Source organism: Pectobacterium carotovorum (assembly GCF_033898505.1).
Taxonomy (GTDB): Bacteria; Pseudomonadota; Gammaproteobacteria; order Enterobacterales; family Enterobacteriaceae; genus Pectobacterium; species Pectobacterium carotovorum_J.
Window position 1 is genome coordinate 1,074,292 of sequence record NZ_JAXAFK010000001.1, and the last position, 11,753, is coordinate 1,086,044.

Genomic DNA, 11,753 nt, shown 5'->3' on the forward strand with positions numbered 1-11,753 from the left:
CCGGTAGTAAACGTGACTTACCGAATATGTATTTGGTCGGCACGAGAGGATTTGAACCTCCGACCCCCGACACCCCATGACGGTGCGCTACCAGGCTGCGCTACGTGCCGATGCTATGGGCATTTATACTACCTTTTCCTGACCTTATTGCAATAGCCTGATGGAACGACTGCTTTAGATTTAGGCAGTTAGTTGGCTATAAAGCGTCTTTCGTTCGTTAGTACCTGCAAGAGCAGGGCAAGCTGTGGTTTTTCATCATTCAGCCGATTTCCCGCCATATCGTAAGCCCGGTAGTTGCCGTTGCTTTCCAACACGATGAGCTGATCCTGCGTTGTGATTATCAACGTGCCGCCATTGCCGTTAATCAACCACGGGGAGCGTCGTTGGGCAGAGAACAGGTCTTCGCCCTGTGAATAATCATCCGTGCTGTTTTTAACATGGAGCAGGCGCTGCATCAGCGTGGTCATGACGTCTTTGTTGTCCGTCATTTTCGTAATGGTCTGCGCAGGCGTATTCGGCCAGTGAACAATGAGCGGCGTTTGCCACTGGGTTCGGGCAAAACGTGCCACATTACTGGTATTGGCATTCTGGTTTTGTGCCGTTGTCACGATGACGACGGTGTTATCCAGAATGTTTTTTTCCTGCAAGGTGCCAATAATTTGGCCGATCTGGCGGTCAACGTCCTGAATATTTACACGGTTGTTGGGTTCTGTCCCTTTACCATCTGCGGTTTTCGGCGCGCTGCTGAGCTCAATATAAGAGAACCAAGGGGCAGGGTTATTATCGCGGTTGAGCCACTCCTGCCACTGCGTGATGATGGCATCGCCGCTTTGCTGCTGCGGTGCAGGTAAAGAGAAATCAGAAAGCAGTGCCTGACGATAGAGCGGGCTGTTGAAGCCGTTCGCTGAAAAGAGCCCGAACTGATAGCCCTGTTGGCTTAATGCAGTGATTAATGCTGACGGTTTACGCGCGCTCAGGACGCCATCCATATAGGTCGTCGAGAGGCCGTAAAACAGGTTAAACAAGGCTGCGTCTGGCTGCGAACCCGAATCGTAATGATCGCTAAAGCGCACGTTTTCTGCGGCGAAGCGCGACAGGTTCGGCATACGATTTTGTATGGCATCAGGCTGCGTATCATCGATCATCACCATCAGCAGATTGTAGCCGCTGCCGTTATCGCGGAAGGTGATGTTATTGAGCGGATACTCCACCGTTATGGCTTCAGGATTGCCCTGCTGCGTCAGCCGGCGCTGATATTCCTGTGCATCCAGCAGACCATGTTTTTCCAGAAACCGGCGAGCCGTCATCGGATAAGACAGAGGCAGGTTGGCGCGCTGCATCGTAATCGGGCGATAGAAATTTGCATCGGCCCAGATGTACATCAGGTGCGACGCAAAGAATGCCGAGATGAAAACGCCCGCCAGCGGCTTGCCAAAGTGGCGGCGATTCAGACTGCGTAATTTTTGCCAGCACCAGGTGCCGAACAGCATTTCCACCATGAAAATCAACGGAATGCCGATAAACATCCACTGCCAGTCGCGGGCAATCTCACCTTGTCCCGGGTTGACGACAAGTTCCCAAACGGTGCTGTTGAGGTGCAGGTGAAAACGTGTAAAGACCTCAACATCCACTAACAGTATCGTTAGCCCAGTCGTTGCCAGTGCCGCAGACAGGAACCTCAGCAGGCGCTGCGACATCACAATAAACGTGAGCGGGAAGATGACCAGCAGATAAGCGGCAAAGACGATAAAACTGAAATGACCGAGCCAGCTAACCAGCGCGTAAATTCGACCGAACAGGGAGGTCGGCCAATCAGCAACAAACAGATAGCGGCTACCCAGCCCCAAAGTGAGCAAAATGTTGAATAAGGCGAACCAGTGTCCCCAACTGATCATCTGGGAGACTTTTTCGCGGTAGCGCTGACGGTTGGTTACCATACGTTGGTCAAAACTTAGTGAGCTTTATCGGCTTTTTTAATCGAAGCCTGTAGGGCTTCAGCGAAAGAACGCGCCATAACCTGACGTTGCGCAGGCGCGATGCTGGTGTTAATCAGGTTTGTCACCATATTACCGAGCACCATCAAAGCAAGATCGGTCGGGGCGTGGTGCTTTTCCAGAACATTGACCATCTCAGAAAGCAGTTGTTCAACGTGTTCGTCACTATAACGGGATGATTGTGGCATAAAATGGCGTATCTCAAGCTGGTAAAGTCGCTTATCTTACCGTATAGGCTTATGCTTTTCCGCACTTTTATCATCACCGTACTTTTATCCCTGACGGACTTTTATCAATAAACGGACTTTTATCAATAAGTAGTGTAGACGCTTAGCGCGCGAACCGGTGTTAAGGGCGGCTTTATGTGTTGCGGGCTGTCCGCATCAGTGTTTGAATACGCGCCTTGCCAAAAGGAGAGTTTATCATGAGTCTGGATATCGCCCAGATTGCCCTGCATCAGCTAATTAAACGTGACGAACAAACGTTGGAAATGGTGTTGCGTGATTCCCTGCTGTCGACCAACGCGGCAGTCGAAGAGATGATGGCTGAACTGCATCGCGTCTACAGCGCCAAGAGTAAGGCCTACGGGCTGTTTAATGAGCAAAGTGAGCTGGCGGATGCGCTGCGAGCCTGTCGCAAAGGGGATGAGGACTTTCTGAGTTTCTCACGTGCCGCAACCGGACGTCTGCGTGACGAACTGGCGAAATACCCGTTTGCCGAAGGCGGTATCGTGTTGTTCTGCCAGTATCGTTATCTGGCGGTCGAGTATTTACTGATATCGGTGCTCAATAGCTGCAACAGCATGCGGGTTAATGAACAGTTGGATATCAGCACCACGCACTATCTGGATATCAATCATGCCGATATCGTTGCGCGTATCGATTTGACCGAATGGGAAACCAATCCAGAATCTACACGCTATCTGACGTTCCTGAAAGGCCGCGTCGGGCGCAAAGTGTCTGACTTCTTCATGGATTTTCTGGCCGCATCGGAAGGGTTGGACACGAAAGCACAAAACCGCGGCTTGTTGAAAGCAGTCGATGAGTATTGTGATGAAGCGCAGCTAGATAAAAACGAGCGTCAGAATTATCGTCAGCAGGTGTATAGCTACTGCAATGAGCAGTTGCAGTCCGGTGAGGAAATCGAACTGGCGTCGCTGTCACAGGAACTGCCACCGCTGGGTGAGAAAACTTTTCAGCAGTTTTCAGCCGAGCAGGGTTATGAGCTGGAAGAAAGCTTCCCTGCCGATCGTGGGACATTGCGCCAGTTGACCAAATTTGCAGGCAGCGGCGGCGGCATCAGCCTGAATTTTGATGCGCTATTGCTCGGAGAACGGATTTTCTGGGATCCGGCGACGGATACGCTGACGATTAAAGGCACGCCGCCGAATCTGCGCGATCAGCTACAGCGTCGGACGAGTAGCGGCAAGCAGTAAACCTCGTGCCAGAAGACGACGCTGCCCTTTTTCTTATCATCAGAAAAAGGGCAGCGACTGCTAATGTCTGGAAACGATAACGGTTAGAAATATTTAAGCCAGCGGATGTCTCGGCGACGGGCTTTTAGGCGGGCAAACGCTTGAACCGGCGCAAATAATACGACCATCAGCACCAGAGTACACCCCCACAATTGCCAGACGGCGGAAAAGCCGAACCACTCTCCCTGATTTTTCCCCCAGACTGCGACAGCGGTTAAATACAGGCCTTTTAAAACATACAGATGCAATAGGTAGAAAAACATCGGGGCGGCACCAAAGCTTGCCAGCATAACAAGCCAGCGCTTCTGCTGCTGACGTTCAAACAGCGCAAGCAGGCAAAGCCCGATACCGAGTGTTAGGCAAAGAAACAGCAGCGATGGTGGGTATTTCGTGATGTTGAAATAGCTCATGAGCGTCTGCGTGATGACATCACTCTGCTGCCAGGGTTTGTCGCCATACAGATTGATACTGCGCAGAACGAAGAACAGCACCAGCGTGATACTCGCCGCAGTGAGTAAGACTTTCTGGCGCTGAAGCGGAAAGACGTCTTTCCGGTATAACGCGCCAGCCGCATAGCCAAGCGAAATCACACCAATCCAGGGAAGTACCGGATAGGAGGTACGCATACGGAATGTTTCGCCAATTTCTATCCAACCGCGATCGTGCAGAATCGCCCAGGGAATGGACCAGATGGAGCCGGCGGAAGCCTGCAGAGGGTCCAGCAGATTATGTCCGCCCACGATAACGATGCCGAGTATGAAAACCAGACCGGCAGGTAACCAGATTAACGCGCTGAGGGCGAGCATGCTCATGCCGATAGCCCAGATGACCTGTAAATAGATAACCTGCGGCGGGAACTGGAACGTCCACGCGAAGTTGATTAGCGTGAGTTCAAGAAGAATAAGAATTACGCCGCGCTGGAACAGGAAGAGGGCGGTTTGTCGGCGATCTTGTACTTTCTGATGGTAAAGCGCGGCGGAGAGCCCGGTTAAAAAGACAAACACGGGAGCACACAGATGCGCCAGCGTGCGGTTGATGAATAGCATGGGATCGGTGCTGGTTACATCAATTGGATCGGCGAGTTGCAGGTGCAGATAAAAGGTTTCCCGCACATGGTCTAGCAGCATAAGCACCATCACCAGACCGCGCAGGGCATCAATAGCGATAAGCCGCTGTGGGATATCACGAGACATGTTCACATTCCTTTGCGAATTAACTAATTTTTATAAAAAAAACGCCGCATAAGCGGCGTTCTTCTTTTCCGGCGTCCCGGAAAACAACTTCAGCGCAAACTAAACGCGAACGAAGTCGATGTGAGTCAGTTTTGGCTTGTAAACGTGACGTTGTACAGCCTGAACTTTAACTTGTACTTCTTTGCCATCGATAGACAGAATCAGTGCAGTACCGTAGAAGCCTTCTTTTGCTTCCTGGTTTTTCACTGAGTCGTGGTCCAGCTCGATAGAAACTGGTGCTTCTGAACCACCGTAAACGATGGCTGGGAATTTACCAGCGGAACGCAGGCGGCGGCTCGCACCCTTACCCTGATCCTTACGTACTTCTGCTTTGATAGTAATCATTTTTTTCTCTACTTATATAAAGTAATCCTGCTACAGGCGACCCAGCAGCAGGTTGGGTTATTCAGCTTTTGCAAACAAAAGCGGGCTGAATTCTAGCGGAATATGCCCTTGCGGGCAAATGAATCTCAGCATTACTTAGCCGCGGAGCTCGTTGGCGCGGCGAAAGCGCCCCTGATAATCAAAGAGCTTTTCACGGATTTGCCAGAATTTTCCGTGTTTGCGGGCGACGACAAAATCAGGAGGGCGCAATAATGCCTGCTGCGCGATAACGTCGGCGGCATGCTGCCAGTTAAACGGCGTTCCTGGCGCGCGCTGATGAACGCGCAAAAATTGTTGCAGGAAAACGTGGCGCTGTGCGGTGGCGTGCAGGCGAAAACGTTCACTCACTTCGGCCCCGTCTTCATCGTGGTAGATGATTTTCAGCCATTCTCCTTTTGCATCTTGCCCCAGCTCGAAGCTCATACCGCTACAGCGTAAAACCAGCGCGTCTTTCAGCTTCAGCGCCGCTTTCAGCATATCGTCGGGATCGACCAGCACTTCATCACACTGGTGGCAGCGCCGTGCCGCGATATCATTCTCCGCGCCGCAGTGCGGACAAACTTTAAACCGGAACCGGAAATCACACTGCTGGCGTTGGCCGTTTTCCGCCATTTCCCACCCCTGACAGCGGCGGCCATAGTGTTCGATGATATCGCCGTCCGTGGTCGTTTTGCCCCAAAACAGGTTGGCAAAGCCGCATTCAGGACAGAAGACCTGCACCGGCTGGCTGCCGGCATGTGGCTTGCTGTTACCGACTTCAGGGGTATAGAGATCGTGTGGATTGCCCGCGTAATCCAGTATCAGGCAGTCCGTTTTTCCCGGATAGAGGCGTAAACCGCGCCCGACGATTTGCTGATACAGGCTGACGGATTCTGTTGGGCGAAGGATAGCGATAAGGTCGACATGCGGAGCATCAAAACCCGTTGTCAGCACCGCCACGTTGACCAGATATTTCAGCGACTGCTGTTTAAAGGCGTCAATTAGCGCATCGCGCTCGGCTGCTGGCGTATCGGCGCTGACTAATGCCGCCTGACCAACCGGTAACAAAGCCGTAATTTCTTTGGCATGTTCGACGGTGGACGCAAAAATCATCGCACCGCGCCGCGTTTGCGCATAATCGATGACCTGGCTGATGATGTGCGGTGTAATGCGCTGCTGACGTTTGAGTTCAAGATTCAGGTCAGCTTCGCTGAATAACCCGTTGCCGCGTGCGACGAGCTTGCTGAAATCATATTGCACTACCGGCATATCCAGTCGGTCAGGCGGCACCAGAAAGCCATGTTTGATCATATAGCGCAGCGGCAGCTCATAGATACAGTCGCGGAACAAACAGCGTTCGTCGCCACGTATCATGCCGTGATAGTGATATTGATATATCCAGCCTTTACCAAGCCGATAAGGCGTGGCGGTTAAGCCGAGTAGCCGCAGCTGTGGATTGGTTTTTTGCAGATGCTGGATGATTTGTTGATATTGGCTGTTATCGTCGTCGCTAATACGGTGACATTCATCAATGATCAACAGAGAGAACGCATTATCGAACTGGTCGAGGTTGCGTGCGACAGACTGCACGCTGCCAAAGACCACTTTTCCCTGACTTTCTCGCTGTTGCAGCCCGGCGGCGAAGATATCCGCATCAAGCCCCCAGGCGCAGTATTTAGCATGATTTTGTGCGACCAGTTCCTTAACGTGCGCCAGCACCAGAACACGGCCGCGAGCAAGTCGCGCCAGTTCGGCGATGACCAGGCTTTTTCCCGCGCCGGTGGGCAAAACGATGACGGCCGGTTGGGGATGACGGCGAAAATAGTCGAGTGTGGCGGAAACAGCCTCACGCTGGTAAGGCCGTAGTGTGAACGAGGAAGACTGTGTGAACGAGGCAGACGGTGTGAACGACATAACTAGTGCTGACAGATTTTACTGGCGCTGGTGGTAAAGCCCGCATCGAGCGGGATAAATTTTCCGCGTTCAGACAGAAATTGTACCAGCATCGAGGCCGTCATATTTTCGGCGGAACAGGTATGAAAACGCGCCTCGTTGCCGAAGCGGGCTTCTATCGTGCTGATCAGCTGTTCGGTGGTAAATGACTCACCGGATGCGAGCATCATTTGCAAAACTTCATGACCGTGAATAGATGACATGCGGTTGCCCTCAAGAGATAAAAAATTGCTCCTATTATGCCTGCTGACAATATCTGGCGCGAGGGATAAGCAAAGGTCGTGTAGCCTGAAGGTCGGCTAAAAAGAGCCACTCATGGACGGTGAATTGCAGGACGAGCGGACAAAGCCCCGTTATACTACCCCCTCACAATTTAGGGTCTCACGATTTGAGACAGGCAGTTATTTGAGATAGGTAGTGAGCTTTAATGCGATTGGACAAATTTTTATCTCAGCATTTGGGAATCAGCCGTTCGCTGGTGGCGCGTGAACTGCGTGCGCAGCGTGTGACCGTTGATGGCGACGTGGTGAAGAACGGCGCATTCAAGCTATCCCCCGAGCATAGCGTTGAGTTTGACGGTAATCCGCTGGAACAGCAGAGCGGTCCGCGCTACTTCATGCTGAATAAGCCTCAGGGTTATGTCTGTTCAACGGACGACCCCGATCATCCTACCATTCTGTATTTTATGGATGTCCCGGTGGCGCACAAACTGCATGCGGCGGGGCGACTGGATATCGATACCACGGGGCTGGTGTTGTTAACGGACGATGGACAATGGTCGCATCGCATTACCTCGCCTAAGCATCAGTGTGAAAAGACCTACCTGGTGACGCTGGAGCAGCCGCTGGCCGAAGATACCGCTGCGCAATTTACAGCGGGCGTACAGTTACATAACGAGAAGAATCTCACTAAACCCGCTACGCTTGAGAAGATAACGGATTATGTCGTTCGACTGACGATTAGCGAAGGTCGCTATCATCAGGTGAAAAGGATGTTTGCTGCGGTGGGGAACCGGGTCGTGGAGCTACACCGCGAGCGTATTGGCGACATCTGGCTGGATAGCGAACTAGAACCGGGGGAATTCCGGGAGTTAAGCGATGAGGAGATCGCCAGCGTAAAATAATGCTGCATAGCATGACCTTCTTTCTAATCTGGAGTTATTAGTGCAATTACGCCGCTCTTCTCATCTTGGGCTGATTTTTATTCTTGGCCTGATTTCGATGCTAATGCCGTTAGCCATCGATATGTATTTGCCTGCATTACCGACCATTGCTAACGAATTTGGCGTGGGGGACGGGCACGTTCAAATGACGCTCAGTACCTATGTGCTGGGCTTTGCGATTGGCCAGATGTTCTACGGGCCGATGGCGGATAGCCTGGGACGTAAACCTGTGATCCTCGGTGGTACGCTGGTTTTTGCGTTTGCAGGCGTGGCCTGTGCGCTGGCGCAAACGGTAGAGCAGCTTATCTACATGCGTTTCCTGCACGGGGTTTCTGCCGCTGCCGCTGCGGTGGTCATTAATGCCCTGATGCGCGATATGTTCTCGCGGGATGATTTTTCTCGCATGATGTCGTTTGTCGTGCTGGTGATGACGGTCGCACCGCTCATTGCGCCGATTGCTGGGGGCTGGCTGCTGTTGTGGTTTAGCTGGCATTCCATTTTCTGGACGATCTCTGGCGCGGCGTTTCTGGCTGCAGCGCTGATTTTCTTTTTTATCAAAGAAACCTTACCGCCTGCGAAACGGCAGAAGTTTCATCTACGCACTACCATCGGGAATTTTGCCATCCTGTTCCGCCACAAACGGGTATTCAGTTATATGGTGGCGAGCGGGCTGTCGTTTTGCGGCATGTTTTCCTTCCTGAGCGCCGGGCCATTTGTGTATATCAACCTATATGGCGTGTCACCTCAGAATTTTGGCTATTACTTTGCTCTGAACGTCGTCTTTCTGTTTGTGGTGACGTTGTTTAACAGCCGTAATGTGCGGCGGTTGGGCGCGTTGGCGATGTTCCGTGCGGGGCTGGTGATCCAGTTTGCGATGGGGATATGGCTGGTGATTGTCTGCCTGTTCGATCTCGGGTTCTTACCGCTGGTATTTGGCGTTGCGCTGTTTGTCGGCTGTATTGCAATGGTGGCGTCGAATGCGATGGCGGTCATCCTTGATGATTTCCCTCATATGGCAGGGACTGCGTCGTCGCTCGCGGGAACGCTGCGCTTTGGCCTTGGCGCGATTGTGGGCGTTATTCTATCGCTGGCCTCATTCAACAGCGCTTGGCCGATGGTGCTATCAATGGCACTCTGTTCGATTGGTGCCTTTCTGCTGTACATGTACGCGAACCGCTCGGCAGCGTCCTGATTTTCCCTTCTTCTCAGGTGTAGGAATCCCTTTCTTGCACCTGAGTCTGTTTTCTTCTTTCTCCATTTCCTTTTTGACAGCGATAGCCTGTCATGGCTTTTTGTTTTGCGAATGTAAAATATTTGACCCAAAAGTGAACGGATGGGTCGAAAAGGGTTGAGATATTAAATGGAAAAGGTTACATATAGCCGGAAAAGAAGAAAGATTCGTGATCGATTTGGCATTAATAGCGCTTGCAATCAGGCTTGTTAGCCACTATCACGATATGAAAAAAGTGTGTTTGTTGTTTTTTTGTTCACGAAAGGTGGCAAGAAATGGTGTGAACACGCTACTATGATAAATATGTTACTATTTTGTGAATTATTACCTGAGGAAAACAGTAGTGGACAGTTTCCAACTTTCGGTAGTTCATCGTTTGCCGCAAAGTTATCGCTGGTTATCGGGTTTTGCAGGTGTCAATGTTGAACCGATTCCGCTGAGCGGCAGAGAAGAAGAGAATAACCTGATTGGCCTCAAGCTGTTGAGCCATGACGGCGATATTGCATGGAAAATCATGCACCAGTTGCATCAGTCTCTGTCTGAAATTCAGGTTGAATGCGCCGTTCTGGAATGGGAAGGCGAACCGTGCCTGTTTTTACATCGCAATGATGAAAGTACGGCAATGTGCCGTTTGAAGAACGTCGGTGTCGCTATCGCTGAGTCTGTATCGGCACAATACCCCTTTTAAACCGCAGCGTCAGCAGACTGGCGCTGCGGTATGCCCGCATTATGCCGGCGGTGTTTCCGTCGTGTAGGATGAAAACTGTAGTAATTCCCGCGTGTAATGTTCGGCAGGGTGCGTGAATACCTGTTTACATTCACCTTGCTCAACCACTTCGCCCTGTCGTAACACAATAACCTGATGGCACAGTGAGCGGATAACTTGCAAATCATGGCTGATAAACAGGTAAGCGATTTTGTGCTTTTCCTGTAATGACTTCAGCAGCGCCAGAATTTGCGCCTGAACCGTTCTGTCCAGTGATGATGTCGGTTCATCAAGGATCAGCAGCTCCGGTTGCAGTATCAGGGCGCGAGCGATAGCGATACGCTGACGCTGACCGCCGGAAAACTCGGAGGGATAACGGTAGCGGGTCATGGGATCCAGCCCGACTTCCTGCATCGCCTCAACCACACGCTGGTCGCGCGCCTCTTTGCTTAACTTATGATGGACGGTTAATCCCTCAGCAATAATTTGCTCCACATTCAGCCGTGGGTTCAGCGCGGAGTTCGGATCCTGAAAGACAACCTGAATCCGATGGCGGAAAGGCAGCATTTGCTTACGAGTTAGCCCTTGTAAGGGCTGGCCGTCAAACCAGATATCGCCGTGTGATTGAATCAGGCGCAGCAGCGCTAACCCGGTCGTGCTTTTGCCTGATCCGGATTCACCCACCAGACCGAGGCTTTCGCCGCGCCGTAAGGTGAAGTTGATATTGTTCACTACCTGCTTTTCATCAACGGTACGGCGCAGCAGGCCGCGTTTGATGGGAAACGAAACGTGCAGTTTTTCCACCCGAAGGAGCGGTTCACCATCGTCTGCCACCGGAAGCGGCTCGCCCGACGGTTCTGCATCCAGCAGCTGGCGCGTGTAGGGGTGCTGCGGTGCGCTGAAAAGCTGCTGACAGCTATTGTGCTCCACGGCCTGACCGGCTTTCATGACCGACACGTTATCTGCCAACTGGCGGACAATATTCAGGTTGTGGGTGATGAACAGTAGACTCATCCCCAGTTCTTGCTTCAGCTCGTTCAGCAATTTCAATATTTGCGCCTGAACGGTCACGTCCAACGCCGTTGTGGGTTCATCGGCAATCAGTAAATCCGGCTGTGTCAGCAGCGCCATCGCAATCATGACACGCTGGCGTTCCCCGCCGGAAAGCTGGTGCGGAAAATCATTTAACCGGCTTTTCGCCTGCCGAATTCCTACGCGATCCAGACAGGTGATGACTTCGCCGCGAGCTGCCTCGGTGCGCATACCCCGGTGGAGCGAAAGCACCTCAATCAGCTGTTTCTCAATGCTTTGCAGAGGGTTAAGCGACACCATCGGCTCCTGGAAGATCATCGCGATCCGGTTGCCGCGTATCTGACGCAGTGTTTTTTCATCAGCATGCAGCAGCGATTGCCCTGCGAAACGGATATCCCCTTGTGGATAAATGACGGGCGGGGAAGGGAGCAAACGTAAAACCGACAGCGCAGTGACGCTCTTACCCGAGCCTGATTCACCGACCAGTGCCAGCGTTTCACCCGCGTTCACCGACAGTGACAGCTGATCGACAACGCGCTGCTCCTGATCGCCTTTGCGGAAGGCAATGCTGAGATTATCTATCTGCAATAAAGGTGAACTGGACAT

The 11,753-nt window shown here is 52.0% G+C and carries 11 protein-coding genes and 1 tRNA gene; 4 read left to right on the top strand and 8 right to left on the bottom strand.

Annotated elements, in window-relative coordinates:
* Positions 1–33 precede the first annotated feature (33 nt).
* The 3 genes from R9X49_RS04740 to R9X49_RS04750 all read right to left on the bottom strand — a co-directional run bounded on the left by R9X49_RS04740 (position 34) and on the right by R9X49_RS04750 (position 2,182).
* Positions 34–110 (bottom strand) — tRNA-Pro (locus R9X49_RS04740).
* A 78-nt stretch (positions 111–188) separates the two neighbouring features.
* Positions 189–1,937 (bottom strand): LPS biosynthesis-modulating metalloenzyme YejM, encoded by a 1,749-nt coding sequence (gene yejM / locus R9X49_RS04745; protein ID WP_319847394.1) that lies wholly within the window; start codon positions 1,935–1,937, stop codon positions 189–191.
* Positions 1,938–1,951: 14 nt separating this feature from the next.
* Complete coding sequence (locus R9X49_RS04750) at positions 1,952–2,182, bottom strand: YejL family protein (RefSeq protein ID WP_015839894.1); 231 nt, start codon at positions 2,180–2,182, stop codon at positions 1,952–1,954.
* 236 nt (positions 2,183–2,418) lie between these two features.
* On the opposite strand from R9X49_RS04750, the gene yejK reads away from it, so the two are divergent.
* Positions 2,419–3,429: a nucleoid-associated protein YejK gene (gene yejK / locus R9X49_RS04755; RefSeq protein ID WP_263059382.1), complete on the top strand. Its 1,011-nt coding sequence runs from the start codon at positions 2,419–2,421 to the stop codon at positions 3,427–3,429.
* An 83-nt stretch (positions 3,430–3,512) separates the two neighbouring features.
* On the opposite strand, the gene R9X49_RS04760 is transcribed toward yejK, so the two are convergent.
* From R9X49_RS04760 to R9X49_RS04775, 4 genes are all read right to left on the bottom strand, one after another.
* Entirely contained in the window at positions 3,513–4,661 is a 1,149-nt protein-coding gene (locus R9X49_RS04760) for a DUF1624 domain-containing protein (protein ID WP_319847395.1), read from the bottom strand.
* A 99-nt stretch (positions 4,662–4,760) separates the two neighbouring features.
* Positions 4,761–5,045: a 50S ribosomal protein L25 gene (rplY, locus tag R9X49_RS04765; protein ID WP_015839897.1), complete on the bottom strand. Its 285-nt coding sequence runs from the start codon at positions 5,043–5,045 to the stop codon at positions 4,761–4,763.
* 135 nt (positions 5,046–5,180) lie between these two features.
* Positions 5,181–6,977: a DEAD/DEAH box helicase gene (locus tag R9X49_RS04770; RefSeq protein ID WP_319847396.1), complete on the bottom strand. Its 1,797-nt coding sequence runs from the start codon at positions 6,975–6,977 to the stop codon at positions 5,181–5,183.
* Between the two features lie 2 nt (positions 6,978–6,979).
* On the bottom strand, positions 6,980–7,219 hold the full coding sequence (locus tag R9X49_RS04775) for a YecH family metal-binding protein (RefSeq protein WP_319847397.1): 240 nt from the start codon (positions 7,217–7,219) through the stop codon (positions 6,980–6,982).
* Between the two features lie 224 nt (positions 7,220–7,443).
* Here R9X49_RS04775 and rsuA point away from each other — a divergent pair, with 224 nt between their 5' ends.
* From rsuA to R9X49_RS04790, 3 genes are all read left to right on the top strand, one after another.
* Complete coding sequence (gene rsuA, locus R9X49_RS04780) at positions 7,444–8,139, top strand: 16S rRNA pseudouridine(516) synthase RsuA (protein ID WP_319847398.1); 696 nt, start codon at positions 7,444–7,446, stop codon at positions 8,137–8,139.
* A 40-nt stretch (positions 8,140–8,179) separates the two neighbouring features.
* Entirely contained in the window at positions 8,180–9,370 is a 1,191-nt protein-coding gene (locus tag R9X49_RS04785) for a Bcr/CflA family multidrug efflux MFS transporter (RefSeq protein ID WP_319847399.1), read from the top strand.
* Positions 9,371–9,752: 382 nt separating this feature from the next.
* A complete protein-coding gene (locus R9X49_RS04790; protein ID WP_015839902.1) occupies positions 9,753–10,097 on the top strand; it encodes a YejG family protein in 345 nt (114 codons plus the stop codon).
* Between the two features lie 39 nt (positions 10,098–10,136).
* Here R9X49_RS04790 and yejF read toward each other — a convergent pair whose 3' ends face one another.
* On the bottom strand, positions 10,137–11,753 hold the full coding sequence (gene yejF, locus R9X49_RS04795) for a microcin C ABC transporter ATP-binding protein YejF (protein WP_319847400.1): 1,617 nt from the start codon (positions 11,751–11,753) through the stop codon (positions 10,137–10,139).

Bases quoted from the DNA above. Each gene is read 5' to 3' on its own strand.
- rsuA (WP_319847398.1), top strand. From the start codon at position 7,444: ATGCGATTGGACAAATTTTTATCTCAGCATTTGGGAATCAGCCGTTCG.
- yejM (WP_319847394.1), bottom strand. From the start codon at position 1,937: ATGGTAACCAACCGTCAGCGCTACCGCGAAAAAGTCTCCCAGATGATC.
- R9X49_RS04750 (WP_015839894.1), bottom strand. From the start codon at position 2,182: ATGCCACAATCATCCCGTTATAGTGACGAACACGTTGAACAACTGCTT.
- R9X49_RS04760 (WP_319847395.1), bottom strand. From the start codon at position 4,661: ATGTCTCGTGATATCCCACAGCGGCTTATCGCTATTGATGCCCTGCGC.
- R9X49_RS04770 (WP_319847396.1), bottom strand. From the start codon at position 6,977: ATGTCGTTCACACCGTCTGCCTCGTTCACACAGTCTTCCTCGTTCACA.
- R9X49_RS04775 (WP_319847397.1), bottom strand. From the start codon at position 7,219: ATGTCATCTATTCACGGTCATGAAGTTTTGCAAATGATGCTCGCATCC.
- rplY (WP_015839897.1), bottom strand. From the start codon at position 5,045: ATGATTACTATCAAAGCAGAAGTACGTAAGGATCAGGGTAAGGGTGCG.
- yejK (WP_263059382.1), top strand. From the start codon at position 2,419: ATGAGTCTGGATATCGCCCAGATTGCCCTGCATCAGCTAATTAAACGT.
- yejF (WP_319847400.1), bottom strand. From the start codon at position 11,753: ATGTCCAGTTCACCTTTATTGCAGATAGATAATCTCAGCATTGCCTTC.